Raw genomic sequence first — 24,767 nt, forward strand, 5'->3', positions numbered from 1 at the left:
TCCAGGCTACCGATATCATCTGGATCGCCCTCCCTTGATCAGGGGCGCGGCCCGAACCTGCGGTCGAAATAATCGATCGTGGCAGTCAGAGCCTTGCGATGCGCGGCAACGGTCTCTGCCTGCGTCTTGCCGAACCAGCCGTGATTCGCGCCCGCTATGATCATCAGTTCAACGGGAACGCCCGCGGCCTCCAGCGCTGCCGCCATCACCTCGCTTTGCTGATAGGGAACCGCAAAATCGGCATCGCCGTGGATGAGCAGCATCGGCGCATCGCTCTTGTCGATATAGGTGACCGGCGAGACCGCGCGCTTCTGTTCGACACTGCACTGGGCAGTCTGGCAACCGACGAACAGCCGTGTCGGATCCTCCGGCGGCTGCGGAGGATATTTGACCGGCCCCTCGAAGTTCAGGTCATAGATGCCAAACCACCCGACCGCCGCCTGGACGCAGGTCGACGGCAATTGCTGCTCGGCCGGCTTCGTACCGGGTCGACGCGATTCATCGACCGGCTCGAGGGCAGCGACGCCGCAGCTCGTTGCGGCCAGCCCGATCAGATGCCCGCCGGCCGACTCGCCCCAGATACCCACCTGGGTCGGATCGATGCCATAATCCCCCGCATGGGCGCGCAACCAGCGAATGCCCGATTTGACGTCGCGGATCGCCGCGGGAAACGGCTCCTCCCTGGCGAGCCGATAGCTGAGAGCGGCGACGACATAGCCTTTGGCCGCCATCGCCGCGAGCACGCCCGGCCAGTCGGCATAAGCCGCCGCCCCTTGCGGCGTCCCCGCGATCCAGGCGCCGCCATGGACCCAGATGAGCAACGGCCGATTGGCAGCCTTTGCGTTGGCCGGGCGATAAATGTCCATTCGCAGCGGGCGATATCCCATCGGCTCGGCGAAGATCCGCTCGCTGTGGATCACCCTGCCGTCCAGCATCGGCGTATCGACCGGCAGCGACGGCGGTGGCAGCGGCTTGCCACGCTCCATGATTGGCGCTGCCTCGGCGAGGTCTGCATTGGATTGAGCCGCTGCGGGCGAGCAGGAGAGCAGGATGCCGGCTGCCAGCGCAGCGCCAAGCGCAGCCAACGATCTCATCGCCCGCCCTCCAGATCTGCGGCGATGCGACTCGCGGCAATGGCGCGTAGGTCGGCGAGGAACTGCGGCACGTCGTTCGAGCCCATGCTACTCAGGACTTCAGCCTCAGCGCTTCCGCCCGCCAAGCCGAGCCCCTCTCCGCAAATGATCCCCTTCCTCACCGCGCAAACTCCCTGTTCCGAAGGTGAGGCTGCCTTGGCGCCGCCCCCCAGCGCATCCGTTTCTCCCAGGCTATCCGAACAATGGATAATCGCACGCCAGCCGGCGGCGGACACGGTACCGCTCTGGCTCGGTGTGAAACCCATTGCGTCGCTCGATCATCGCGAGTTGCACCCGACGTTCACCCCACCTAGTCGCAAGCCATGGATTTACGCTCCTCCTGCGTCACCACCTTTCCCGCTCGCGTCCTGTGGGCATCACTATCCTGTGCCCTTATGCTCGCAGGATGCGCCGGGCAGACCGGCGTGCGTGAACCGCGCCCGGTCGCGCCATCTGCGGACGCCACCGTCGCGCCACCGTCAAGCGCAGCCGCGCCGCGCCTCACGCCAGAGTCCGAGATGGCAGCGCCGAACGCCGTTGCAGTTGCCCGGCTGACACCGGACCAGGCGATGGACGCGAAGCAGGTCGGCAAGCGCATCCGCTGGGCCGGCAGCATCCAGCAGATCGCAGCGACCGAGCGGGGCGTCTGCCTGACGCTGCTCTACGCTCCAAGCGGCGAGGCCGGCGAGCCGCGTTGGTCGCGGGAGTCGCAGTTCGGGCCCTTCAAGGCCTGCACCGACGGCGCCTACGACCCCGCGCTTGTCGCCGAATTCACCAACGTCACGATCATCGGGCGCATTGCCGGCAAGACCCGCATCGGCATGGGCGGCGGCAGCGTAGACGGCCCGGTGGTCCAGATCGAGAAGCTGTTCCGCTGGTCAGACTGCCTCTCCGGCGACACCAGCCCTGTGTGCCGGACCGGTTTCGTGACGCCGATGGCAGTGACGAGAGAGTGAGCGATCTTTGGCCATGTCACTGACACTTCGCCAGCTTCGTTACCTGATCGCGCTGGCCGATCATGCCAGCTTCACGCGCGGGGCGGCGGCGATGGGTGTGTCGCAGCCCAGCTTCTCGCAGCAGATCCAGCAGGTCGAGGCGATGCTGGGCGGCCGTGTGGTGGAGCGCGGCAGCAACCAGTCGATCCTGACGCCCCTCGGACGCGAGGCGGTCGCCGGCGCCAGGCGCGTGCTGGCGGAAGTCGCCGCGTTCGAGGCGCTGGCGGACCGGCGCAGCGATGCCCTGTCGGGCACGATCCGGCTGGGTGTCTCGCCGACGCTTGGACCCTATATCCTGCCGCAACTTGTGGCACAGCTGCACGCATCGAGCCCCGATCTCCGCGTCCATGTGCGCGAGGGGCTGCCCAACCGCCTGGTCGAGCGGCTGGCCGACGGCACGCACGACGTCATCCTGGTACAGCTGCCGATCGATGAGCGTGGGCTGCATGTCGAGCGTCTGTTTCGCGAGCCGCTGTTTCTGGGCATGGCCGGAGACGACCCGCTCAAGGAGCGCGACGAGGTGAAGGTCAGCGATCTCGGCGGCCGGGGGTTGCTCACACTTCGGCCGCAATACCGGATGAGCGAGCAGGTCGCCGCGCTGGCGCAACAGGCCGGGGCGCATGTGCTGCGCGACTATGAAGGGACCAGCCTCGACGCGATCCGGCAGATGGCGGGCATGGGCATGGGGCTGGCCCTTCTGCCGCGCCTCTATGTCCGGCAGGAAATCCGCGGCGGTGACGATATTGTCGTGCGCCCCTTTGCAGGCAATCGTCTCTATCGCGAAATCGGACTGGCGTGGCGCACGGGAGCGGGCAGAACCCCTGCATTTCTCACACTTTCGGCACTGTTACGATTTGTTGCACAATAGGACAAGCCTATCGAAATTATAGTGGCACCCCCATTGATCCGATAGCTGAACGCCCGCAGATAGCGCCCGATCAGGGAGATAGGCGATGGCGGTTCAGCGCCCGGGCATCCGGGCCTTCATGGGATGGATCGGGCTTGTACTGGCGCCCGACGCGGCGTTCGTGCGGCTGGCGGTGATCTACGGCATCGCTATTTCGTTGCTGACACTCGCGACGCCGATCTCGGTTCAGTTGCTGATCAACTCGGTTGCCAACACGGCGCTGCCGACGCCGCTGTTCACGCTGGCGGCGCTGCTGTTCCTGCTGTTGCTGCTGGCCGGCATTCTGGCTGCTTTCCGCGTGCACCTGCTTGCGCTGTTCGAACGACGCTTCTTCGCGCGCATCACGGCCGAGATCACGATCCGCGCCGTTCACGCGCAAAATCCGTTCTTCGCCGACGCCCGGCGCGGCGACCTGTTCAATCGCTATTTCGACCTGATGACGGTTCAGAAGGCGCTGCCAAGCCTGTTGATCGGCGGCTTCACGATCGTGCTTCAGGGCGTGGTCGGACTGGTCGTCACCAGTTTCTACCATCCGTTCTTCCTCGCCTTCAACGTCGTGCTCGCGCTGGCGCTCGTGCTGATCTGGCAGCTCTGGGCGTCGGGCGCGATCCGCAGTGCGGTCGTCAAAAGCCACGCCAAGCATGCCGCCGCGCACTGGCTCGAAAGCGTCGGCGGCTCGAACGGATTCTACAAATCCAGCCGGCATCTGAATTTCGCGATGGACCGGTCGGAGGCGGTCACGGCCAGCTATGTCGCGGCGCATCGCCGCCATTTCCGCTACACCTTCGCCCAGACGCTCGCCTTGCTGCTGGTATATGCGACGGCCAGCGCTGCGCTTCTGGCACTGGGCGGCTGGCTCATCATCCAGGGCCAGTTGTCGATCGGTCAGCTTGTCGCCGCCGAACTGATCCTCTCCGGGGTGTTCTACGGCATTGCCCAGTTCGGTCCCTATCTTGAATCACTTTACGATCTGGCGGCCAGCCTGGAGGAGCTTTCGCTGTTCTGGGAGGTGCCGCAGGAACGCAGCAAGACCGAAGGCGAAGGCCCCGCGGACGGCGCGATCCGGCTCGCTCGCGTGGAGCATGACGGTCACCGCTTCGATTTCGAGGTCGCGGCCGGCGAGCAGTTGCTCGTCGTCGCGGCGCCCGGCGCGGACCGCGCATTGTCGATGCTGCTCAAGCGCCACCAGACCGCCGCGCAGGGCCTGGTGGTGGTGGGCGGCCGCGACATCGGGGGGTTCGATACCTATCGTCTGCGAGCCGAAGTGATGGTGCTGGACCGCCCGAGTTTCGTCGAAATGTCGATTCGCGACTATCTGACGCTCGCCGCGTCGGGCGATGCGGCGCGCATGGTTCAGGCGCTCGAAACCGTGGGTCTCGCCGAACGCCTGGCCGGGCTCCCGGACGGTCTGGATACTGTCATCTCGACCTCGGGATGGCCCCTGTCGGTGGGCGAGCTGATGGCTCTCAAACTCGCGGCAGCGCTTCTGGCCCGACCGAAGCTGCTCGTGCTCTCCCCGCTCTACGACCTGTTGCCGACCGAGCGTGTCGACGCGGTGCTGGCGCAGCTGCGCGGTGCGACGACCGTGCTCCAGTTCACGCGACGGCCGCAGGGACTGACGCGAGACGCAACGCTCTGGCTCGGCGCGCAGGAACAGCGCCGGTGCGAAGACGAGAGAGAAGTACTCCGCCTCGCCAGCGAAGGAGGCTCGCTTGCCCTTTCAGCCTGATCATATCGTCCATTTTCCCACGCTGGCGAGCATCCGCCCGCCGCGCACGACGCGCGTCATTGCCTGGCTGATGGCGTTCGGCGTCGGTATCATCGCCGCGGTCCTGTTGTTCGTGCCCTGGGTCCAGACCTCTGCGGGTACGGGACAGGTCGTCGCACTGGATCCGGAGGACCGGGTACAGGACGTAACGGCATTGGTGCCGGGCCGCGTCGAACACTGGTATGTGCGCGATGGTGACCGGGTACGCCGCGGGGATCCGATCGCCCGCATCGTTGACAATGACCCCAATCTGCTTGCCCGACTGGCCGCCGAACGCGCGCAGGTTCAGGCCGAGATCGCCGCCGCGCAGCAAGCGCTGGCCGTCGCGCAGATCGATGTCGGGCGGTCGGGGCAGTTGCTGGCCGAAGGGCTCGCCGCGCGGCGCGATTACGAAGCGTCGCAGATCAAGGTCGCGGACCACCGTGCCAAGCTGGCAGAGGCGCGCGCGAAACTCAGCCGCGTCGACGTGGCGCTCAACCGTCAGTCGGCACAGACCGTTACCGCGCCGCGTGACGGCCGCATCCAGTCGATCAACGCGGCGGCCGGCGCGACCCTCGTTGCCGCAGGCGACCGGCTCGCGACGCTTGCGCCCGAGGCGCCGGTACGCGTCGTCGAACTGATGATCGATGGTCGCGACATCGCGGTCGTCCGACCGGGGCGCCCCGTCCGCCTCGCGTTCGAGGGATGGCCCGCGGTGCAATTCAGCGGCTGGCCGTCGGTCGCCCACGGCATGTTCGACGGCCGCGTCCGGTCGATCGATCCCTCCGCCCAAGCCACCGGACTGTTCCGGGTGCTGGTCGAACCGATGCCCGGCAAGCCCACTTGGCCGAGCGCCGACTATGTCCGTCTTGGCGCCAAGGTGCGCGGGTGGATCCAGATGGAAACGGTAAGCGTCGGCTATGAATTATGGCGTCAGCTCAACGACTTCCCGCTCGAGTTCCGCCGCCCCGCTGACGACGCCAAGGGGCCCCAGCCCGAACCCGTTGCCAAGGTGAAGAAATGATCCGCCTGCTCGCTATCCTCGGCCTGATGCTCGCTGCTCCCGCCACGGCGCAGCCGCTGACCCTGGACGAGGTCCTCCGATCATCGGCCACCCATGCGCCGGCGATCCTCGAGGCGATCACCCGCGAACGCCAGGCTGATGGCCGCCGCCTGTCGGCGCAAGGCGCTTTCGATATCCTGTTCGAGGGCGAGGCGCAGTCGCGGCTCGCCGGCTATTATGACGGCACCGTCGTCGAAGGCCGCGCGACCCGGCCGCTCACCGACAATGGCGGCTATTTCTATGGCGGCTATCGCATCTCGCGCGGCGAATTTCCGGTCTATGAGGACAAGGCCTTCACCAACCGCCTCGGCGAGGTGAAGGTCGGCGCGGTCTTCTCGCTGATCCGCGACCGGCTGATCGACGAACGGCGCGGCCGGCTCGGTCTGGCCGGCGGCGATATCCAGCTCGCGCGGCTCGATCGCGAGATGGTCGCGATCGGGGTGCAGCGGCGGGCGATCGATGCCTATCAGTCCTGGGTGCTCGCGGGCATGCGTGTCCGCGTCTATCGCGACCTCCTGTCGCTTGCGACCGAGCGGCAGGCCTCGATCGAGCGCCAGATCGAGCTTGGCGCTCGACCGCAGATTCTGGGTACCGAAAATCGCCAGAACATCGTCCGCCGCCAGACGCTGCTCGTGCGCGCCGAGCAGGAGTTCGCCGCCGCCGCAAATGCGCTGTCCTTCTATCTGCGCGACGGAACGGGCGAGCGGGTCGTCGCCTCCGCCGAGCGTCTGCCTGCCGCTTTTCCCGAACTTCGCCTCCCTGCCCTCGGTCCCGACCTGGCCGGTCGAATCGAGCGGCCCGACCTGGAGGCCATCCTCGTCCGCCTCGACCAGGTCGAGGTGAAGCGGATGCTGGCCGAGAACGAGATGCGCCCGCGCCTCGACTTCCGCGCCGAGGCGGCGAAGGATCTGGGCCCGGTCGGCCTGGGGGACTCTTCCCGCACGCCGGCTGAAGGCATTGTCGGCCTGCGCTTCTCGATCCCGCTCGAGCGCCGCGCCGCGCGCGGCAAGCTGGCCGAGGCAGCGGCGGAAGCCGATGGGCTTCGCTTCCGACGCAAGATGATCGAGGACCAGATCCTGGTAGAAGTGAACGGCCTGTCGATCCAGGCGACGGCGGCAGACCGTCTGGTCGCGCTCGCGGTGGACGAAACCGATCTGGCGGACCGGATGGCCACCGCCGAGCGCCGCCGCTTCCAGCTTGGCGCCAGCGACTTCCTCGTCGTCAACCTGCGCGAGGAGAGCGCCGCCGATGCCCGCCTGCGCCAGCTCGATGCCGAATATCGCCGATCGGTCGCGCGAGCAGAACTCGTCGCCGCTACGGTCGATCGCGATCAGCTGGGTCTCTGAACCTGCGAGCGGCACGCGCGGCTCGGGCTGCAGGGGTTGGAATGATGGCGCACCCAAGAGGATTCGAACCTCTGGCCTCTGCCTTCGGAGGGCAGCGCTCTATCCAGCTGAGCTATGGGTGCGTGGAGGAGAGCGCCTAGCAAAGCGAAGCCGACTGCGCCAGCCCCGAGTTCATCGCTATTTCAATCGCCCTCGGGCTGCGCCGGAATTGCGGGCGCCGCCTTTCCCTTGGGCGGCGGCGTCTTCGGCTTGAACGCGCACAGATCGGCGACGATGCAGCGCCAGCATTCGGGCGTGCGTGCCTTGCAGACATAACGACCGTGCAGGATCAGCCAGTGGTGCGCGTGCAGGCGGAACGGCTGGGGCACCGCCTTTTCCAGCTTCAGCTCGACCGCCAGCGGCGTCTTGCCGCGCGCCAGTCCGGTGCGGTTGCCGACGCGGAAGATATGCGTGTCGACCGCGAAGGTCTCACGCCCGAACGAGACGTTCAGCACCACATTCGCTGTCTTGCGCCCAACCCCCGGCAGCTTCTCCAGCGCCTCGCGGTCGTCGGGCACCTGGCTGTCATGCTCGGCGATCAGCGCCTCGGACAGCGCGATCACGTTCTTCGCCTTGGTGTTGAACAGGCCGATCGTCTTGATGTGCTGCTTCAGCCCGTCCTCGCCCAGGGCGACCATCTCCTCGGGCGTGCGCACCTGCTGGAACAGCCTGCGCGTCGCCTTGTTGACGCCGGCGTCGGTTGCCTGCGCGGACAGCACGACCGCCACCAGCAGCTGGTAGGCATTGCCCGATTCGAGCTCGGTCTCGGGATGCGGATTCGCCTCGGCCAGCCGCTGGAAGAAGTCGAAGACCTGCGCCTTGTTCATGCGCGGCGGCTCAGACGCTCAGCACCTGGTCCATCGAATAGCGCCCGGCCGGCTGGCCCGCGAGCCACAAGGCAGCCTGAACCGCGCCGCGCGCGAAGATCGCGCGATCATCGGCGCGGTGGGTCAGCTCGATCCGTTCGCCGTCGCCCGCGAAGATCACGGTGTGGTCGCCGATGATGGCCCCGCCGCGCACGCTGGCCAGACCGATCGTCCCGCCGGCCCGGGCGCCGACCGTGCCGGCACGGTCGACCACGCCCGCCTCGGCCAGCGTCGTCCCCAACCCTTCGGCCGCAGCCGCGCCCAGCATCTGTGCGGTGCCCGACGGGGCGTCGACCTTGTTGCGGTGATGCGCCTCGACGATCTCGATATCCCAGCTCTCGCCCAGCCGCGCCGCTGCCTCGCGCACCAGCCGCGCGAGCAGCCCGACGCCCAGCGAGGTATTGCCGGTCTGCAGCACGGCGATGTCGCGCGCAGCATCGTCGATCAGCGCATGCTGGCGCTGCGACAGGCCGGTCGTCCCGATCACGATCGGCGTGCGCGCAGCACGCGCAGCGGCCAGATGCGGCTCGATCGCCGCGGCGGCGGAGAAGTCGACCAGCACATCGGCCTTGCGCGCGATATCGCCCGGATCGTCCATCATGTCCGCCCCGCCCGCGATCCGAGCGCCGAGCGACGGAGCCACCGAAGCGATCGCCTGGCCCATCCGGCCCAGGCTGCCATAGATACCGATACTGATCGTCATGCCTGCGCTGTTCGCACGAAGCGGGCATCTAGAATAGCGGTTTTCTCCGCTGGATGCGGAAAGCCTCGCTGCGCAGTATGGGACAGGATAAGGATCGCGGCATGTCCACCCCGCGCAACATCGTCGTCCTCACCGGTGCCGGCATCTCCGCCGAGTCCGGCGTCGCCACCTTCCGCGGCCCGGGTGGTCTTTGGGAGGGCCAGCGCGTCGAGGACGTCTGCACGCCGCAGGCGCTGGCGCGCGATCCGGTGCTGGTGCACCGTTTCTATGACGAGCGCCGCGCTAGGCTGGCCGAGGTCGAGCCCAATGCCGCGCACCGCGCGCTCGCGCGGCTCGATTCCGAATGGGACGGCGAACTGCTGCTGGTGACGCAGAATGTCGACGACCTGCACGAGCGCGCGGGGTCGAAGCGGCTGCTGCATATGCACGGCGAGCTGAACTCTGCGCTGTGCGTCGCCTGCGGCAAGCGGCAGCGCTGGGAAGGACCGCTTCCGCCGGGCAGCGTCTGCGCCACATGCGGTGCGCCGCGACTGCGGCCCGACATCGTGTTCTTCGGCGAGATGCCCTATGCGATGCACGTCATCGAACGCGCCCTCGGCGCGGCCGACCTGTTCGCATCGATCGGAACCTCGGGCGCCGTCTATCCGGCAGCAGGGTTCGTCCATTCCGCGCGCCGGATGGGGATCGACACGCTGGAGATGAATCTGGATCCGTCCGAGGGCAGCTCGATGTTCGACGATAGTCGGCGGGGCCCGGCGGGCGAGCTCGTTCCGCAATGGGTGGAGTCGCTGCTGCGCTGACCCTCCGGGGGTCAGCGCCGGCGGATCACTCGACCCATTCCAGCCCGATCTCGCGATACAGCGAGCGGTCGTCTTCCCAGCCGGGCCGCACCTTGACGTGCAGATAGAGGTGCACCGGCACCCCCATGATCTGCGACAATTCCTTGCGCGCCCGCGCACCGATTTCCTTGATCCGGGCGCCGCCCTTGCCCAGCACGATCGCGCGCTGCGTCGCGCGGGCGACCAAGATCTGCTGGTGGATCTCGACCGACCCGTCCTCGCGCTCCGAATATTTCTCGGTCTCGACCGCCGAGGCATAGGGCAGCTCGGCATGGAGCTGGAGATAGAGCTGCTCGCGGGTCACCTCGGCGGCGATCATTCGATCGGTCGCGTCGCTCACCTGGTCCTCGGGGAAATGCCAGGGCCCCTCGGGCATCCGCGCCGACAGCGCGGCCTTCAGCTCCGCCACCCCGTCGCCGGTGGTCGCGCTGACGAAGAAGGTCTCGGTGAACGACAGCGTTTCATTGAGCTTCGCGGCATGGCCCAACAGCTTGGGCTTGTCGGCGATGTCGACCTTGTTGAGGATCAGGATCAGCGGCTCGGGCCTGCCCTTCAGGCTCTCGATCACCTGCCGCACCTTGGAGCCGATCCCGCCCTTGGCATCGACCACCAGCGCAATCGCATCGGCGCCGTCGGTCCCTTCCCACGCGGCGGCGACCATCGCCCGGTCCAGCCTGCGCTCGGGATCGAAGATGCCGGGCGTGTCGACCAGCAGCAGCTGCGTCTCGCCCTCGATCGCAATCCCCATCAGGCGCGCGCGCGTCGTCTGCGCCTTGGGGCTGACGATCGCGACCTTCTGGCCGACCAGCGCATTGACCAGGGTGGACTTGCCCGCATTCGGCGCGCCGAGGACGGCGACGAGACCGCAACGCTGGGGGATGTCGGGGGAAGCGGCAGGATCGGTCACGTCAATATCTCTTGGTTGCGCCCGGCGGGCGGAAGCGCGGGGAATCGCCCGCGGAAACCCGCTCCCTACTCCGGTTGACGGGAGATTGTCGAACGGCGTGATCCAGAGCGGCCTATCGCGAGGAATGCGAAGCGCTAGCCAGCTGACCCGCTCTGAAGGGTCACCCAGGCACCCGCTCAATTATCTGGGTCGTCGCTGTCCGCCTTCGCCAGCGGCACCGCCATCAGGCGACCGAGACGGGAGCGCAGGTCGGACAGGTCGCGGCCGACCAGCTGCTGCTGCGAGGTGAAGCTGACCGAGCGCGGGTTCACCGCGACGCCGTTCCGGTAAAGTTCGTAATGGAGATGCGGGCCGGTCGACATACCGGTCGATCCGACCGCGCCGATCTGCTGCCCCTTACGCACGCGCTGGCCGGAGCGGACCAGGATGCGGCTCATATGGCCATAGCCGGTGCCATAGCCGCCCGAATGGGCGAGCTTGACGAAATTGCCATAGCCGCTGCTGCGTCCGGCGAACTGGACCACGCCGTCGGTCGCGGCATAGACCGGGGCGCCCCAGGGCGCGGCGACGTCGAGGCCCTTGTGCATCCGGCTATAGCCGAGGATCGGATGGCGGCGCATGCCGAAGCCCGAGGAGATGCGGCCTGCGGCCGGCATCGCCATCATGCCGGTGCGCTCGCCCCGGCCCGATCCGTCGAACCAGCTGTCGCGCCCGTCGACGGTCATGCGCACCAGCTGCAGCTTGTTCGCGCAGTTGCCGATACCCGCATAGAGGATGTTGCCCATCCGCACCTCACCGGTTTCGGCGCGCGCCTGTTCGACGATGATGTCGAACTTGCAGCCCGATCCGACCCGGCCGACCGGCACGCGCGAATTGATCGAGCGGATATAGGCCTCGACCGCCTTGGCCGGGGCGCCGGCGGCGCGGGCGGAGCGATAGAGACTGGGGCCGAAACTGCCCTGGACGCGCAGCGGGGTGTTGTCGATGCGGATCGGAACCTCGACCAGCGAGAGCTGTCCCTGGTTTCGCACGACCTTGACGCTGAGGTCGAAGCGGGCGCGGAACTCGACTTGCTGGAGCGGGCGCGGCTCGGCGCGGGTCGCACGGCGGCCCAGCGTGATGTCGAGCGGGGTGCCGGCGGGAATGTCGCCCAGCGTGATGGCATTGCCCAGCAGGTCGATGACGCGGTCGGCATCACCGCCGCCTACCCCGGCCCGCTTCAGCGCGCCCATCAGCGTGCCGCCCGAAGCGAGCTTGGCAGTGACGTTGATCAGCGGGCGTTCGGGCGTGTCGCTAAGCGGCGCGACCATGGCGGTCGCCGCCATGTGGTGGCCGGTACCGGCGCCCTGCGACAGCGGCTTGATCCCCTGCGCGCGGGCGGCCTGCCATTCCTCGCCCTGAAGGGCTGCGGGAACATGGCCGTAGATCGGATTCTCGAAGCCCGGCGACACGAGATAGGCGAGCGCGCACAGGCCGATACAGGTCGCGGCGCCGCGGAACCAGGTGGCGGTGCCGATATCGGCGCCCAGATCGGGGGTCAGGTCGAGATCCGCGATCCGCTCGGCCAGCCGCGACCGGCGCACGAGCGCAGTCGATACCGCCCCGGACGCCGCCTGCGCTGCGCCGGCAGGGCCGCCGGAATCGGCCCATCCATGATCATTGCGCAGATACAAGGTGCGCCGCCCCCAAAATCCTGTCGTCGGTCCTGCCGCCACCCCGGCATCGGTGCGATCAGTGTGAAGGCGAATGGTTAAAGTCAAATTGATCGGCCGTTCCGGCCCCATTGCTGCGGCGAGCCGTGCCGGGTCGCCGGTGAAGGGTTGCATTCGCCAGTATCTTCAACCGGTTGGGCGCGTTCGGCACCTTTCCTGCTCCAGGGTGTTGCACAAGGTCCAGCTTGGAACGACATTCGCCTGAGACATGAATCGGTTCGCGCGTTCTTCGATCACGGCGGTGCTGGGCCCGACCAATACCGGTAAGACTCATCTGGCAGTCGAGCGGATGGCCGGCCATGCCAGCGGCATGATCGGCTTTCCGCTGCGGCTGCTCGCCCGCGAGGTCTATGACCGGGTCGTGCGGATGAAGGGCCCGGCCGAGGTCGCGTTGCTGACCGGCGAGGAAAAGATCCTGCCGCCCAAGGCGCGCTGGTTCCTGTGCACCGCGGAAAGCATGCCGGTCGATCGCGAGGTCGCGTTCGTCGCGCTGGACGAGGCGCAGATCGGCGCCGATCCCGAGCGCGGCCATGTCTTCACCGACCGGCTGCTGCGCGCGCGCGGCCGCGAGGAGACGATGATCCTGGGATCGGATTCGCTGCGTCCGATGATCAAGGCGCTGGTTTCTGATGCCGAGATCGTCGGTAGGCCGCGCTTCTCCACCTTGAGCTATGGCGGGGCGAAGAAATTGTCGCGCCTGCCGCGCCGGTCGGCGATCGTCGCCTTCTCGGCCGAGGAAGTCTATGCGGTGGCGGAGGCGCTGCGCCGGCTGCGCGGCGGGGCGGCGGTGGTGATGGGCGCGCTGTCGCCGCGCACGCGCAACGCCCAGGTGGCGATGTTCCAGGCGGGCGAGGTCGACTATCTGGTCGCGACCGATGCGATCGGCATGGGGCTGAACATGGACGTCGCCCATGTCGCCTTCGCCTCGCTCCACAAGTTCGACGGGCGGCGCCAGCGCCGGCTGACGGTGGCGGAAATGGCGCAGATCGCGGGCCGCGCCGGACGGCACCAGCGCGACGGGACGTTCGGCGCGCTGCACGAACAGGGGCCGGAGGCGTTCACGCCGGAAGAGATCCTGGCGATTGAGGGGCACCGGGTGCCGCCGCTGGAAAAACTGTACTGGCGCGACGGCGAGCCCGACCTGTCGACGCTGGAGGCGCTGATCGGCAGCCTGGAGCGCAAGCCGGACTCGCCGGTCCTGCGCGCGGCACCCGAGGCGGTCGACCTCGCGGTGCTCAAGCGGCTGGCCGGCGAGCGCTGGGTGCGCGACCGCGTGCGCTCGCCGCGGATGGTCGCGCGGCTCTGGGCGGCGTGCGGCCTGCCCGATTTCCGCAAGCTGGGTCCCGATCCCCATGCCCGCTTCGTCGGTCGGGTGTTCGGCCATCTGAGCGAGGGTAATGGCCATTTGCCGCACCAATGGTTCGCCGACGAGATTGCACGGCTCGACAATATGGCGGGCGATGTCGAGACGATCGCCGGGCGGATCGCAGCGGCGCGGAGCTGGGCCTATATCGCGCACCGCGCCGACTGGCTCGAGAACCCGGCGCATTGGGCCGAGCGGACCGGCGCGATCGAGGAGAAACTATCCGATGCGCTGCACGCCAGCCTGACGCAGCGGTTCGTCGACAAGCGGACGACGGTGCTGCTGCGCCAGATCGGCGCCGACGCGTCGAACCTGCCGGTGACGATCGGCCCCGAGGGCGAGGTGACCGTCGAGGAGCATAGCCTGGGCACGCTCGAGGGTTTCCGCTTCAGCGTCGATCCGTCCGCGCGCGCGGCGGACAAGCGAATGCTGCTGGCGGCGGCGGAGAAGCGGCTGGCGGGCGAGTATCGCAAGCGCGGCGCTGCACTGATCGCCGCCGAAGACGGGGCGCTGTCGCTGGACGACGACATGTCGGTCCTGTGGGGCGGCACGCTGGTGGCGCGGGTCGGACCCGGGGCGACGCTCGCCCGGCCCAGGATCGCGCTCGACCGGGCGCTCGACGTGCTGGATGCGCCCGCCCGCCAGGCGGTGCAGGTGCGGCTCGATCGCTGGTTCGCCGACCGGCTGGCGCAGCATCTGCCGGTGCTGGCGAAGCTGGATGCGGCGACGCGCGATCCGGCGGCGGGCGCACCGCTGCGCGCGATCGCCGGCGTGCTGATCGAGGCGGGCGGGCTGCTGCCGCGCCGCGCCGCCGGAGCAATGGTCGATGCGCTCGACCCGGCGGCGCGCCACGCGCTGCGCCGGATGGGGATCGTCATCGGCACGCTCGACCTGTTCGCGCCGGCGCTGCTCAAGCCGGCCGCGGCGGCGTGGCGCCGCCGGCTGATGGGTTTGGGCGACGGGCCGAAGCCGGGCGCCACCGTGCTGCCGCGCGCCGCGACCGGCGCGACGCTGGAACATGGCTATCGCCCGCTGGGCGCGCAGGCGGTGCGCGTCGACCTGGTCGAACGCATCGCCCGGGCTGCGCATGAGGCGCGCAAGGGGCGCGAGCCGTTCGCGCCCGATCCGGCGCTGGCGACGTCGATGGGGGTCCAGGCAGAGACGCTGTCGCGGCTGATGGCGCAGCTCGGCTTCCGCAGCGCGCGGGGCGCCGAGGGGCAGCCGCCGCGATGGATGTGGCAGGGACTGGTCCCCCAGGCGAAACCCAAGGCACCGCCGCGCGATAACGCCTTTGCGGCGCTCGCGGATCTGGAGTTCGGCAAATGAGCGAGGCGATGCGACTGGACCGGTTCCTGTGGTGGTCGCGCCTCTCCGCCTCGCGCACCTATGCCCAGGCGCTGGCCGAGGGCGGGCATTTCCGGGTCAACGGCCGGCGCATCGAACGCGCGCATGTGCCGGTGCGGGTCGGCGATGTGCTCGCCTTCCTGACGCATCAGGGCCGGGTGCAGGTCGTGCGGATCGAGGCGCTGCCGACGCGGCGCGGTCCGCCGGCAGAGGGGCGTGCCTGCTACCAGCCGCTAGTGGTCGGCGGCGGCGATCCCGGGAGCGACGCTAAAGCTGAGAACGGCTCGCATGAAGGTCCAATTGATTGACGCGCCCCGGACGCAGGCATAGCAGGGGCCGTTCGAACACCTGCCTGGTTGAATAGGGGCCGATTTCCATGACCTACGTCGTCACCGATGCCTGCATCCGCTGCAAGTATATGGACTGCGTCGAGGTGTGTCCGGTCGACTGTTTCTACGAGGGCGAGAATATGCTCGTCATCAACCCCAGCGAGTGCATCGACTGCGGCGTGTGCGAGCCGGAATGCCCGGCCGAGGCGATCCTGCCCGATACCGAGAACGGCCTGGAGAAGTGGCTCGAGCTCAACCGGGTCTATTCGGAGACCTGGCCCAACATCACCCAGAAGACCGACGTGCCTGCCGACGCCGACGAGATGAAGGGCGTCGAGGGCAAGTTCGAGAAGTTCTTCTCGGCGGAGCCCGGCACCGGCGGCTGAGATTGCGGGCAATCGGTTGCGTTGCCCGCCCCGAAATGACCCGGTTCGTTACGCACATGCGCAGATTTCTGCGCGTGTTAGCGCCGTAACGCTGGTAATTTTATTGCAAACGTGTTAAATCCAACCCTGACGGAGGCCGTTGAAGCCTCCGCCCGGAGTACGCACAGATCATGCCCCGATTCGCATCCCGTCCGCGCGCCACGCGCCTGGGTTCTTCCTGGCTCTATCGGGGCTGTTAATTCACGGAAAGGCTGTACGCAATATGGCTGCCAAGGCGCTGTCCTTCGATGTCGGCGATTATGTCGTTTACCCCAAGCACGGCGTGGGCCGTGTGATCGAGCTCCAGAAGCAGGAAATCGCGGGGATGCAGCTCGAGCTGTATGTCCTGCGCTTCGAAAAAGAAAAGATGACGCTCCGCGTTCCGACCAACAAGGCCGAGAGCGTGGGCATGCGCAAGCTGTCCAGCGACAAGACGCTGCGCGAGGCGCTGGAAACGCTGAAGGGGAAGCCCAAGGTCAAGCGCACCATGTGGTCGCGCCGTGCGCAGGAATATGAGGCGAAGATCAATTCGGGCGACCTGGTGTCGATCGCCGAAGTGGTCCGCGACCTGTTCCGCGCCGACGACCAGCCGGAACAGAGCTATTCCGAGCGCCAGATCTTCGAGGCTGCCGCAAGCCGCCTCGCCCGCGAACTGGCCGCGATGGAAGAGACCGACGAACCGGCCGCGCTCGAGAAGCTGCTCGACATCCTGCGCAAGGCCGCGGCGATCCACAACAAGGACAAGGTCCCGGCCTGACGCCGGACCCGGTCCCACGGATCGGATCGACAAGGGGGCGGCGGGGAAACCTGCCGCCCCTTTTCTTTGAGGTGCAACGAGTGTATTATCCTCACAACACACGATGGAGATCTTCCCGATGCGCATCCTGCTCCTGTCGCTTGCCGCGCTCCCGCTGTCGGCCTGCAATGCCAACGGACTCACCGGCAATGGCGCGTCCGCCGATGCGATTCCGGGCACGGGCAGCGGGACCAGCCGGACCTTTGCCGCGAAGGATTTCGCCGGCGTCGATCTGCTCGGTCCCGACGATGTGGTCGTAACCCACGGCGCAGCCTTCTCGGTCCGAGCCGAGGGTGATGCGAAGGCGCTCGATAAGCTGGAAATCACCGTGCGCGGCGGCACGCTGAATGTGGGACGCAAGCGCGAGGGGATGGGGTGGAACAGCTCGACCGGCAAGGTGACGGTGCATGTGACGCTACCCAGGCTCACCAGCGTCAGCCTGACCGGTTCCGGCAACCTGACCGCCGACAAGGGGGAAGGCGATTTCAAAGCCGACCTGACCGGCGCGGGCGATCTGACGATCGGCACGCTGGCCGCCGGATCGGCCGGATTCGACATGACGGGTGCGGGTGATATCAAGGTGTCAGGCAGTGCCAGCCGGCTGGACGTCGACATCACCGGTGCGGGAGATTTCGACGGCCGCGGCCTGACCGCCAGCGGCGCCAAGATCGGGGTCATGGGCACCGGCACGGTGCATGCGGTCGTGAAGGGCGACGCCGAGGTTTCGATCATGGGTCCCGGCGACGTGATCCTGACCGGCGGTGCGAAGTGCCGGGTCAATGCGACCGGCCCGGGCGAGGCGCGTTGCAGCTGATCGCGCTTGCCTAAGCATGGGGGCGGTGCGACGCTGGCGATCATGTATCGGCTCGCCCCCCTGTTGCTGTTCGGCCTGACCGCGTCCGCAGTGCCCCCGGCGCAGGACAAGACCATCCTCGTCGCCGGGTTCGACCGGCTGCGCGTCGACGGGCCGTTCCAGGTCGAGGTCGCGACCGGTCCGACCCGCGCCGCCGCGAGCGGCGATGCGCAGGCGCTGCAGCGACTCCAGGTCCGCGTCGATGGCGGTACGCTGGTCGTCAGCGCCGGGACCGATGGCTGGGGTCGCACGACCGGACAGGCAGTGGCACCGCCCAAAATCATGCTCTCGACGCCCACGCCGCGAACCGTGCTGGTCAATAGTGGTGGACAGGTCCGCGTGGCGGGGATGAAGGGCGCGCGGATCGACCTGGGGCTGAACGGCGACGGATCGCTGGGCGTGTCGGGTCTCGATGCCGCGGATCTTGGCGTCACGCTGACCGGGACCGGCACGATGACGCTGGCGGGCAGCGCGCGCCGCGTCCGGGTGCGCTCGAACGGCGCAGGGTCTGTCGATGCCGCCGCGCTCCAGACCGGCGACGCGGTGCTGCTGTCTGAAAGCTCGGGCAGCATGCGGATCGGCGTGCGTTACACCGCGCAGGTGTTCGCGATGGGGCTTGGCTCGGTCGAGATCGACGGCAAGCCCGAATGCCGCATCAGCGGCGGCGGCCCGGTCAGATGCGACGGACGGGTGACCCGGCGCTGAGGCCGGGCCGCCGCTCCGGTCTGATCAGGGCTGGGTCGCGAGCAGATAGGTCTGGCGCACCACGTCGATCGGCTTGAGCCCATCCTCGGCCTCATAATGCCAGAAGGTCCAGCCGTTGCACGACGGCGCGCCCTGCACGGTTGCGCCGACCTTGTGGATCGACCCCGTCGCATCGCCGCAGCGCAGCGAGCCATCGGCGCCGACCTCGGCCTGGAAGCGGCGCTTGCCGTCGAACAGCCGGGTGCCGGGGGCGAGATAGCCATTCTCGACCAGCGTGCCGAACGCGACGCGCGGCGCGCCCTTGGGCGCCTGCATCGTGCGCAGTGCCGATTCGTCGAGCGGCAGCGCAGCCTCGATCCGCTCGATCGCGGCGGCGCAATAGCCCGGCTCGCGCTCGATGCCGATCCAGTGACGACCCAGACGCTTGGCGACAGCGCCGGTTGTGCCGGTGCCGAAGAAGGGATCGAGGACGACGTCGCCCGGCTTGGTGCTGGCGAGCAGCACGCGGTACAGCAGTGCCTCGGGCTTCTGCGTCGGGTGGACCTTCACGCCGTCGCGCTTCAGCCGCTCCTGGCCGCCGCAGATCGGGAATTCCCAGTCCGAGCGCATCTGGAGCTCGTCGTTGAGCGTCTTCATCGTGCGATAGTTGAAGGTATAGCGCGACTTCTCGCCCATCGACGCCCAGATCATCGTCTCATGCGCGTTGGTGAAGCGGGTGCCCTTGAAATTGGGCATCGGGTTCGCCTTGCGCCACACGATGTCGTTCAGGATCCAGAAGCCGAGATCCTGCACCGTCGCGCCGACGCGGAAGATATTGTGGTAGCTGCCGATCACCCAGATCGTGCCATTGTCCTTCAGGATGCGGCGCGCCTCGGCCAGCCACGCCTTGGTGAAGGCGTCATAGGCGGCGAAGGAATCGAACTTGTCCCAATCGTCGGTGACCGCATCGACATGGCTGCCGTCGGGACGGCTCAGGTCGCCGCCGAGCTGAAGATTATAGGGCGGATCGGCGAAGATCATGTCGATCGACTTGGCCGGAAGCGAGCGCATCGCCTCGATGCAATCGCTCATCAGGATGCTGTCCAGCGGAAGCTCCGCGACGCTTTCCCGGGCCGCGCTTGCCGCCTTGCGACCGCGCGTTCCAACCTTTTCCAATACGCCCATATTAACTTTCCCCTTGCCCGGAAACCGCGGTTTCGTGCGGCGGAGCGGCTTTCGTCAAGCGGGTTTTGGTTAAGCGGAAACCTGCCTAAATCCCTAGCTAGGAAGAACATTCAGGGACCGTGCCACATGTTGAGTCTGAAAGTTATCCACAGGCGCAAGGGGTGGGGGTGTGGCACGAAAGACTCACTCGCCTCTCGCTGCGATTATGCTAGTCGGTGCGCACGAGAAGGGGCGCTTTGATGACGATATTGATCCTGCCGATGCTCTTGCTGGCCGCCGCACAGGATTCGGACCGGCTGCCCGAATCTGTTCCGGCAACCGAATCGACAATCTTCTTCGGGCCGTCGCGGTCGCTAAAGGCCGAGGCCGCGACCGAGCATCCCGGATTGCCGGCGACGCCGACCACCCACCGCTTCCAGTGCCTGGTCGACAGCTGGAAGGGCGAGCCGGTCTCGTGCATCCCGCTGGACGCCGCGGCCAAGCCCGCCGCGACCCGCAGCGAGTTCGCCAGGCGCGCCGCGGCGTGGAATGACGGACAGGGTGCCGCCGCCCCGCTGCAGGCGGCCTATTCGCACGTGATGTTCACCCGCCTGCGCTCGAGCGGCGAGGCGCCCGCCGATGCGACCAAGCCGAACCTGGTGCCGATGATCCTGAGCGCGACCGTCTCCGCTGCCGATGCGCCCAAGCTGCCCGCACCGATCGGGACGATCGCGTCGAGCGACATGGAGATGGACGACCGGCCCAGCGCCGCGCTGCTCACCGCCTATTATCCGGCGCAGGCGCTGCGCGAGAATGTCGAGATCCGGATGCGCGCCGATTGCCGCGTCCAGCCCGACCGGATGCTGCTGTGCCGCGATGCGCGCCCGGCCGAAGGCGAGGCCGAGCTCAGCCCGGCGCTGCTCCACCAATTCGCGATGTCGACCTACCAGGTGATCGGCGCGATCCGCCTGTCCCCGCTGACCAAGAAGGGCGATCCCGTCATCGGCCGCGAGGTCGAGGTGCGAATCGCATTCGTGGTTCCGGGCGAGTAACCTTCACTCACGCGCCCGGCCGCCCCTCCTTCGCGAGCGGGCGGACGCGGCGGAGCAGTTCGGTCAGGAACTTGCCGGGCTCCTCGATCTCGGCAAGGTGCGCCGAATCCTTGAACCAGACCAGGTCCTTGCGCGGCGCCTGCACCCGTGCGAGCCACTGCGCGGCGAGCGGAGACGGCGTCGTATAATCGTGCCGGCCGAGGAAAAAGAAGACCGGCGCCTCGACCTTCTTCAGCGATGCGAAACTGACCTCCGAGAGGATCGGGAACAGCGCGCGGATGCTGTAGGCGCTGCCGTCGTTCAGCGCCGCGCGGTCTGCCGGCAGATAGTCGGGCGACATGCGCCGCGCTCCGAAGAAGAAGTCGGCATTGTCGCGATAGGCGGCCAGCGCGCCGTAGCGGATCGACCATTTGCGCTCAGTCGTCATCTTGTCGATGTCGAACGGACCCGAGCGGGCATAGGGCTCCAGCGCTTCCAGCTCCGCCACCGCCTCGGCATTGCCGGCGGCGCGGGCGCGCGCCAGCGTCCAGTCGTAACCGACCCGCTCATTCTCGCGGAAATCGATCACCTGGCCGGTGCCGATATAGGCGTGGAGCAGGTCCGGCCGCCGCTGGAGCACGCACAGGCCCAGCGTCGAGCCCCAGCTATGGCCCAGGACGAAGATCTTGCGCTTCGCATAGCGGCTGCGCAGCAGCTCGATCACCTCGATCGCATCCGCGCAGAAGCGGTCGAAGGTCATGGTCGGCTGAAGCGCCTTGGGGTCGTTGAGCGGGAAGGATTTGCCCGATCCGCGCTGGTCCCAGTGGACCATCGTGAAATATTCCTCCCAGGGGCGCTGCCACGCCCAGGCGATCGGCATTTCCGGCGCAGCGGGCCCACCGTGGAGATAGAGCAGGATCGGATTGTCGCGATCGCGTCCGCGCACGCCGACGATCTGGCGGGTGCCGCCGATGCGGGCCTCGAAGCTTTCCTGGACACCCTTGGGCGTGACTATCCGCTCGATCGCAGCGACGATCGCGCGGCCCGGCGCATAGGGATCGTCGCTCGCGGCCGGCACGGTCTGGGCAGTCGCCGGCATCGCCGCGGCCAGTGCCGCGCCGAGCAGCGCCGCCCGGATCATCGCGCGACCTGGACCGTCATCGGCTCCAGCGCCAATTGGGCCTGGGCCACGGGTGCGAAGCTGCGGCGATGGAGCGGGGTCGGGCCCAGGGTGCGCAGCGCCTCCTGATGGACCTTGGCGGCATAGCCCTTGTTGCTGGCCCAGCCATAGCCGGGATATTGCCGGTCATAATCGACCATCATCATGTCGCGGCGATGCTTGGCGACGATCGAGGCAGCCGCGATCGACAGGCACAGCGCGTCGCCGCCGATCACCCATTGCGAGCTGTGATCCCAGCGCGGGCAGCGATTGCCGTCGACCAGCACCATCTCCGGACGAAAGCCCAGCGCATCGACCGCGCGGGTCATCGCCAGCATCGTCGCCCACAGGATGTTGAGCTCGTCGATCTCCTCGACCGTGGCGATGCCGACGCCCACCTTGGCGCAGGCGAGCAGCCGTTCGCACAGTTCGGCGCGCTTCGCCGCGGTCAGCTGCTTCGAATCATTCAGCCCCTCGGGAATGCAGGCCGGGTCGAGCACCACTGCGGCCGCGACCACCGGGCCGGCCAGCGGGCCGCGGCCCGCCTCGTCCACGCCCGCGACCGGGCCGGCATGGCGGCTCTCATAAGCAAAATCAGGCATCGCGAATCCGCCATGGCGGAAAGCGGCGCATCTCGCCAGCCTGGTAGAGACAGACCGCATTCCCGGCCGGATCGCGCAGGCGTGCCTCGCGCCAGCCCCAGTCGCGATCGACCGGATCCTGGTCGAACACCAGCCCCTGCTGCTTGAGATAGGTGACCGTCGTCGACAGGTCGCCGCATTCGAAATAGACGATCGGCCGGCCGTCGATCTCGTCCGCCGCCTCGATCGAGAAGCTTGCCCCGCCCTCGGTCTCGAACCGGGCATAGCGCGGCTTCGACCGGACGATCTGGCGCAGCCCCAAGGTGCGATAGAATTGCTCGCTGGCGGCCAGGTCGTCCGCCGGAACGGTGACCTGGTTGAGCATCGGCGACCAGCGCGACAGGTTGAGGTCGAGCCGTACCGCCTGCTGGCCCATCGGACCATGACCCGCGCCAAGGTCCGGCGCCTCGCGCATCGCGATCCGCACGAACTGGCGCGCGCGCGTCACTGCCTCGACCAGCGACCAGTCCTTGGCGAGTTCGGTCGCGATCGCGCTCGACAGGGTACAGCCGGTGCCGTGGCTGTTGTCGCTGTCGATCCGCGGATCGGTCCAGTCGGTCTCGGGCGGAAGCGGGCCGGCCGGCGCGAACAGCCGGTCGGTCACCTGCCGCCCCTTGCCATGCCCGCCCTTGGCCAGCACCGCGCAGCCGCGTCGGCTGACCAGCGAGCGCCCCGCCTCGCGCACCCGCGCGGCGTCCATCACCGACATGCCCGACAGCGCCTTCAGCTCGGGCAGGTTTGGCGTGCAGACGGTGCAAATCCGCATCAACCGCTCGAACGCGGCGATCGTGGCATCGTCGGCCAGTGCGGCGCCGCTCGACGCGATCATCACAGGATCGAACACGATCGGGATGCCGGGCAGTTCCTCCAGCTTTTCGGCGACGGCCAGCGCGGTGCGCGCCGATCCGATCATGCCGATCTTCACTGCATCGACGCCGATGTCGCGGACGACCGAATCGATCTGGGCAATCACCATCTCGGTCGGGATCGGATGGACGCCGTCCACGCCCAGCGTGTTCTGCGCCGTGATCGCGGTGATCGCGGTCATGGCGTGCCCGCCCAGCATGGTGACGGTCTTGATGTCGGCCTGGATCCCGGCGCCGCCGCCCGAATCCGACCCTGCGATGATCAGGACGCGAGGAGTCATCAGTGTTTGTGCTTGCGCTCCGTGCTGGCGGGATTGGCGGCCAGCGCCTTGCCGACCCGGGTCGGCCGGTCAAGCAGTTCGCCGCCGCAATTGGGGCAGCGCTCGTCCAGCGCATCGGCGCAGTCGGCGCAGAAGGTGCATTCGAACGAGCAGATGAACGCACCGCCGGCATTGGCGGGCAGGTCGGTGCCGCAGCGTTCGCAATCGGGCCGCATCTCGAGCATCAGGCGGCCGCCTCGCGTACCGCGTCGCAGATCCGGTCGACGACCAGTTCGACCTGCGCACGGTCATCGCCCTCGGCCATCACCCGAATGACCGGCTCGGTTCCCGAGGGACGGATGACCAGCCGACCGCGCCCGTCGAGCTCGCGCTCCGCCGCGGCGATCACGTCCTGGACGCGCGCGTCGTCGAGCGGCTTGCCGCCCTTGAACCGGACGTTCTTCAGCAGCTGCGGCAGTGGATCGAAGCGGTGGAGCACCTCGCTGGCAGGTGCACCCGCGCGCTTGATTTCGGCCAGCACCTGCAACGCCGCGACCAGCCCGTCGCCGGTCGTAGCATAGTCGGACAGGATGATGTGTCCCGACTGTTCGCCGCCGACATTATAGCCCGAGCTGCGCATCTCCTCGAGCACATGGCGGTCGCCGACCTTGGTGCGCACCATGCCGAGGCCCTGCGACGTCAGATGCCGCTCCAGCCCGAGATTCGACATGACCGTCGCGACGAGACCGCCGCCCTGCAGCTTGCCTTGCCGTGCCCAGCCCCCCGCGATCAGCGCCATCAGCTGGTCGCCGTCGATCACCTTGCCATTCTCGTCGACCACGATCAGCCGGTCGGCATCGCCGTCCAGCGCGATGCCGATCGCGGCGCCGGTGCCGACCACCGTCTCGCGCAGCGTGTCGGGCGCGGTCGATCCGACCCCGGCATTGATGTTCTTGCCATTGGGGCTGACGCCGATCGCCACGACCTCAGCACCCAGTTCCCACAATGCGGCAGGCGCGACCTGATAGGCGGCGCCATTGGCGCAATCGATCACGATCTTCAGCCCGTCGAGCCGCAGGTCGTCCGGGAAGGTCGACTTGGCGAAGTGGATATAACGACCCTGGGCATCGTCGACTCGGCGCGCCCGGCCGATATGCTCCGACGCAGCCAGCGGCACCTCGCCGTCGATCAGCGCCTCGATCGCCATCTCGTCCTCGTCCGACAGCTTGTAGCCATCGGGACCGAACAGCTTGATGCCATTATCGGCATAGGGATTGTGGCTAGCCGAGATCATCACGCCCAGATCGGCGCGCATGGACTTGGTCAGCATCGCGACCGCCGGGGTGGGCATCGGCCCGAGCAAGACCACGTCCATGCCGACGCTGGTGAAACCGGCGACCATCGCGTTTTCGAGCATATAGCCCGACAGGCGCGTGTCCTTGCCGATCACCACCCGGTGCTTGTGATCGCCGCGCACGAAATGCGCGCCGGCGGCCATGCCGACCTTCATCGCCATCGCGGCAGTCATCGGTGCGCTGTTGGTGGCGCCGCGGATCCCGTCGGTGCCGAAGTATTTTCTTGCCATATCAGCCTCT

The 24,767-nt window shown here is 67.8% G+C and carries 24 protein-coding genes and 1 tRNA gene; 13 read left to right on the top strand and 12 right to left on the bottom strand.

What is annotated here, in order from left to right; translation table 11 throughout:
* Window positions 1–38: 38 nt before the first annotated feature.
* Window positions 39–1,094 (bottom strand): alpha/beta hydrolase fold domain-containing protein, encoded by a 1,056-nt coding sequence (locus ACZ1H8_RS06950; protein WP_465180614.1) that lies wholly within the window; start codon window positions 1,092–1,094, stop codon window positions 39–41.
* Window positions 1,095–1,651: 557 nt separating this feature from the next.
* On the opposite strand from ACZ1H8_RS06950, the gene ACZ1H8_RS06955 reads away from it, so the two are divergent.
* The 5 genes from ACZ1H8_RS06955 to ACZ1H8_RS06975 all read left to right on the top strand — a co-directional run bounded on the left by ACZ1H8_RS06955 (window position 1,652) and on the right by ACZ1H8_RS06975 (window position 7,191).
* A complete protein-coding gene (locus ACZ1H8_RS06955; protein ID WP_465180615.1) occupies window positions 1,652–2,089 on the top strand; it encodes a Slp family lipoprotein in 438 nt (145 codons plus the stop codon).
* 13 nt (window positions 2,090–2,102) lie between these two features.
* On the top strand, window positions 2,103–2,996 hold the full coding sequence (locus ACZ1H8_RS06960; protein WP_465180616.1) for a LysR substrate-binding domain-containing protein: 894 nt from the start codon (window positions 2,103–2,105) through the stop codon (window positions 2,994–2,996).
* An 85-nt stretch (window positions 2,997–3,081) separates the two neighbouring features.
* Window positions 3,082–4,764, top strand: a complete 1,683-nt coding sequence (locus ACZ1H8_RS06965) for an ABC transporter transmembrane domain-containing protein (protein WP_465180617.1) — start codon at window positions 3,082–3,084, stop codon at window positions 4,762–4,764.
* Window positions 4,748–5,806, top strand: coding sequence for an HlyD family secretion protein (locus ACZ1H8_RS06970; protein ID WP_465180618.1), 1,059 nt, complete (start codon window positions 4,748–4,750; stop codon window positions 5,804–5,806). Before ACZ1H8_RS06965 ends, ACZ1H8_RS06970 begins: the two co-directional genes overlap by 17 nt.
* A complete protein-coding gene (locus ACZ1H8_RS06975) occupies window positions 5,803–7,191 on the top strand; it encodes a TolC family protein (protein WP_465180619.1) in 1,389 nt (462 codons plus the stop codon). Before ACZ1H8_RS06970 ends, ACZ1H8_RS06975 begins: the two co-directional genes overlap by 4 nt.
* 45 nt (window positions 7,192–7,236) lie before the next feature.
* Here ACZ1H8_RS06975 and ACZ1H8_RS06980 read toward each other — a convergent pair.
* The 3 genes from ACZ1H8_RS06980 to dapB all read right to left on the bottom strand — a co-directional run bounded on the left by ACZ1H8_RS06980 (window position 7,237) and on the right by dapB (window position 8,799).
* Window positions 7,237–7,313, bottom strand: a tRNA-Arg gene (locus ACZ1H8_RS06980).
* A gap of 60 nt (window positions 7,314–7,373) precedes the next feature.
* Window positions 7,374–8,057: an endonuclease III gene (gene nth / locus ACZ1H8_RS06985; protein WP_465180620.1), complete on the bottom strand. Its 684-nt coding sequence runs from the start codon at window positions 8,055–8,057 to the stop codon at window positions 7,374–7,376.
* Between the two features lie 10 nt (window positions 8,058–8,067).
* Complete coding sequence (gene dapB, locus ACZ1H8_RS06990) at window positions 8,068–8,799, bottom strand: 4-hydroxy-tetrahydrodipicolinate reductase (RefSeq protein WP_465180621.1); 732 nt, start codon at window positions 8,797–8,799, stop codon at window positions 8,068–8,070.
* Between the two features lie 101 nt (window positions 8,800–8,900).
* Here dapB and ACZ1H8_RS06995 point away from each other — a divergent pair, with 101 nt between their 5' ends.
* Window positions 8,901–9,599, top strand: coding sequence for an NAD-dependent deacylase (locus ACZ1H8_RS06995; RefSeq protein ID WP_465180622.1), 699 nt, complete (start codon window positions 8,901–8,903; stop codon window positions 9,597–9,599).
* A 25-nt stretch (window positions 9,600–9,624) separates the two neighbouring features.
* Here the strand turns inward: ACZ1H8_RS06995 and era are convergent, their stop codons facing one another.
* Entirely contained in the window at window positions 9,625–10,545 is a 921-nt protein-coding gene (gene era / locus ACZ1H8_RS07000) for a GTPase Era (RefSeq protein WP_465180623.1), read from the bottom strand.
* Between the two features lie 176 nt (window positions 10,546–10,721).
* The gene (locus ACZ1H8_RS07005; protein WP_465180624.1) at window positions 10,722–12,218 is read right to left on the bottom strand and encodes a peptidoglycan DD-metalloendopeptidase family protein; all 1,497 of its coding nucleotides are present in this window, start codon (window positions 12,216–12,218) and stop codon (window positions 10,722–10,724) included.
* A gap of 247 nt (window positions 12,219–12,465) precedes the next feature.
* Here ACZ1H8_RS07005 and ACZ1H8_RS07010 point away from each other — a divergent pair, with 247 nt between their 5' ends.
* From ACZ1H8_RS07010 to ACZ1H8_RS07035, 6 genes are all read left to right on the top strand, one after another.
* The gene (locus tag ACZ1H8_RS07010; protein WP_465180625.1) at window positions 12,466–14,946 is read left to right on the top strand and encodes a helicase-related protein; all 2,481 of its coding nucleotides are present in this window, start codon (window positions 12,466–12,468) and stop codon (window positions 14,944–14,946) included.
* Window positions 14,943–15,272, top strand: a complete 330-nt coding sequence (locus ACZ1H8_RS07015) for a S4 domain-containing protein (RefSeq protein ID WP_465180626.1) — start codon at window positions 14,943–14,945, stop codon at window positions 15,270–15,272. Before ACZ1H8_RS07010 ends, ACZ1H8_RS07015 begins: the two co-directional genes overlap by 4 nt.
* Window positions 15,273–15,340: 68 nt before the next feature.
* The gene (gene fdxA, locus ACZ1H8_RS07020; RefSeq protein ID WP_465180627.1) at window positions 15,341–15,679 is read left to right on the top strand and encodes a ferredoxin FdxA; all 339 of its coding nucleotides are present in this window, start codon (window positions 15,341–15,343) and stop codon (window positions 15,677–15,679) included.
* Window positions 15,680–15,941: 262 nt separating this feature from the next.
* Window positions 15,942–16,475, top strand: coding sequence for a CarD family transcriptional regulator (locus ACZ1H8_RS07025; protein ID WP_346244873.1), 534 nt, complete (start codon window positions 15,942–15,944; stop codon window positions 16,473–16,475).
* Between the two features lie 103 nt (window positions 16,476–16,578).
* Window positions 16,579–17,328 carry a head GIN domain-containing protein gene (locus tag ACZ1H8_RS07030; RefSeq protein WP_465180628.1) on the top strand — a complete coding sequence of 250 codons (750 nt, stop codon included), beginning with the start codon at window positions 16,579–16,581 and terminating at the stop codon, window positions 17,326–17,328.
* Window positions 17,329–17,370: 42 nt separating this feature from the next.
* The gene (locus tag ACZ1H8_RS07035; RefSeq protein WP_465180629.1) at window positions 17,371–18,072 is read left to right on the top strand and encodes a GIN domain-containing protein; all 702 of its coding nucleotides are present in this window, start codon (window positions 17,371–17,373) and stop codon (window positions 18,070–18,072) included.
* Between the two features lie 24 nt (window positions 18,073–18,096).
* On the opposite strand, the gene ACZ1H8_RS07040 is transcribed toward ACZ1H8_RS07035, so the two are convergent.
* Complete coding sequence (locus tag ACZ1H8_RS07040; protein WP_465180630.1) at window positions 18,097–19,236, bottom strand: DNA methyltransferase; 1,140 nt, start codon at window positions 19,234–19,236, stop codon at window positions 18,097–18,099.
* Window positions 19,237–19,475: 239 nt separating this feature from the next.
* Here ACZ1H8_RS07040 and ACZ1H8_RS07045 point away from each other — a divergent pair, with 239 nt between their 5' ends.
* Window positions 19,476–20,267, top strand: coding sequence for a hypothetical protein (locus tag ACZ1H8_RS07045; protein ID WP_465180631.1), 792 nt, complete (start codon window positions 19,476–19,478; stop codon window positions 20,265–20,267).
* Window positions 20,268–20,274: 7 nt separating this feature from the next.
* Here the strand turns inward: ACZ1H8_RS07045 and ACZ1H8_RS07050 are convergent, their stop codons facing one another.
* From ACZ1H8_RS07050 to glmM, 5 genes are read right to left on the bottom strand one after another with little or no spacing between them, the layout of a single operon-like run.
* Complete coding sequence (locus ACZ1H8_RS07050) at window positions 20,275–21,387, bottom strand: alpha/beta fold hydrolase (protein WP_465180632.1); 1,113 nt, start codon at window positions 21,385–21,387, stop codon at window positions 20,275–20,277.
* Window positions 21,384–22,007: a ribonuclease HII gene (locus ACZ1H8_RS07055; RefSeq protein ID WP_465180633.1), complete on the bottom strand. Its 624-nt coding sequence runs from the start codon at window positions 22,005–22,007 to the stop codon at window positions 21,384–21,386. The genes ACZ1H8_RS07050 and ACZ1H8_RS07055 overlap by 4 nt, the downstream gene beginning before the upstream one ends.
* Window positions 22,000–23,193 (bottom strand): bifunctional hydroxymethylpyrimidine kinase/phosphomethylpyrimidine kinase, encoded by a 1,194-nt coding sequence (thiD, locus tag ACZ1H8_RS07060; RefSeq protein ID WP_465180634.1) that lies wholly within the window; start codon window positions 23,191–23,193, stop codon window positions 22,000–22,002. The genes ACZ1H8_RS07055 and thiD overlap by 8 nt, the downstream gene beginning before the upstream one ends.
* Window positions 23,193–23,417 (bottom strand): DUF1272 domain-containing protein, encoded by a 225-nt coding sequence (locus ACZ1H8_RS07065; protein WP_465180635.1) that lies wholly within the window; start codon window positions 23,415–23,417, stop codon window positions 23,193–23,195. Before ACZ1H8_RS07065 ends, thiD begins: the two co-directional genes overlap by 1 nt.
* Window positions 23,417–24,757: a phosphoglucosamine mutase gene (gene glmM, locus ACZ1H8_RS07070; protein ID WP_465180636.1), complete on the bottom strand. Its 1,341-nt coding sequence runs from the start codon at window positions 24,755–24,757 to the stop codon at window positions 23,417–23,419. Before glmM ends, ACZ1H8_RS07065 begins: the two co-directional genes overlap by 1 nt.
* Window positions 24,758–24,767 lie beyond the last annotated feature (10 nt).

The sequence above is a fragment of the Sphingomonas sp. BL-S-25 genome, from assembly GCF_055521555.1.

Coding starts and splice junctions, on each gene's coding strand:
- ACZ1H8_RS07065 (WP_465180635.1), bottom strand. CDS start 23,417: ATGCTCGAGATGCGGCCCGATTGCGAACGCTGCGGCACCGACCTGCCC.
- nth (WP_465180620.1), bottom strand. CDS start 8,057: ATGAACAAGGCGCAGGTCTTCGACTTCTTCCAGCGGCTGGCCGAGGCG.
- ACZ1H8_RS07040 (WP_465180630.1), bottom strand. CDS start 19,236: ATGGGCGTATTGGAAAAGGTTGGAACGCGCGGTCGCAAGGCGGCAAGC.
- ACZ1H8_RS07025 (WP_346244873.1), top strand. CDS start 15,942: ATGGCTGCCAAGGCGCTGTCCTTCGATGTCGGCGATTATGTCGTTTAC.
- ACZ1H8_RS07045 (WP_465180631.1), top strand. CDS start 19,476: ATGACGATATTGATCCTGCCGATGCTCTTGCTGGCCGCCGCACAGGAT.
- dapB (WP_465180621.1), bottom strand. CDS start 8,799: ATGACGATCAGTATCGGTATCTATGGCAGCCTGGGCCGGATGGGCCAG.
- ACZ1H8_RS06955 (WP_465180615.1), top strand. CDS start 1,652: ATGGCAGCGCCGAACGCCGTTGCAGTTGCCCGGCTGACACCGGACCAG.
- ACZ1H8_RS06950 (WP_465180614.1), bottom strand. CDS start 1,094: ATGAGATCGTTGGCTGCGCTTGGCGCTGCGCTGGCAGCCGGCATCCTG.
- glmM (WP_465180636.1), bottom strand. CDS start 24,757: ATGGCAAGAAAATACTTCGGCACCGACGGGATCCGCGGCGCCACCAAC.
- ACZ1H8_RS06975 (WP_465180619.1), top strand. CDS start 5,803: ATGATCCGCCTGCTCGCTATCCTCGGCCTGATGCTCGCTGCTCCCGCC.
- fdxA (WP_465180627.1), top strand. CDS start 15,341: ATGACCTACGTCGTCACCGATGCCTGCATCCGCTGCAAGTATATGGAC.
- ACZ1H8_RS06960 (WP_465180616.1), top strand. CDS start 2,103: ATGTCACTGACACTTCGCCAGCTTCGTTACCTGATCGCGCTGGCCGAT.
- ACZ1H8_RS07010 (WP_465180625.1), top strand. CDS start 12,466: ATGAATCGGTTCGCGCGTTCTTCGATCACGGCGGTGCTGGGCCCGACC.
- ACZ1H8_RS06995 (WP_465180622.1), top strand. CDS start 8,901: ATGTCCACCCCGCGCAACATCGTCGTCCTCACCGGTGCCGGCATCTCC.
- ACZ1H8_RS07030 (WP_465180628.1), top strand. CDS start 16,579: ATGGAGATCTTCCCGATGCGCATCCTGCTCCTGTCGCTTGCCGCGCTC.
- ACZ1H8_RS06965 (WP_465180617.1), top strand. CDS start 3,082: ATGGCGGTTCAGCGCCCGGGCATCCGGGCCTTCATGGGATGGATCGGG.
- ACZ1H8_RS07055 (WP_465180633.1), bottom strand. CDS start 22,007: ATGCCTGATTTTGCTTATGAGAGCCGCCATGCCGGCCCGGTCGCGGGC.
- ACZ1H8_RS07035 (WP_465180629.1), top strand. CDS start 17,371: ATGTATCGGCTCGCCCCCCTGTTGCTGTTCGGCCTGACCGCGTCCGCA.
- thiD (WP_465180634.1), bottom strand. CDS start 23,193: ATGACTCCTCGCGTCCTGATCATCGCAGGGTCGGATTCGGGCGGCGGC.
- ACZ1H8_RS07050 (WP_465180632.1), bottom strand. CDS start 21,387: ATGATCCGGGCGGCGCTGCTCGGCGCGGCACTGGCCGCGGCGATGCCG.
- ACZ1H8_RS07015 (WP_465180626.1), top strand. CDS start 14,943: ATGAGCGAGGCGATGCGACTGGACCGGTTCCTGTGGTGGTCGCGCCTC.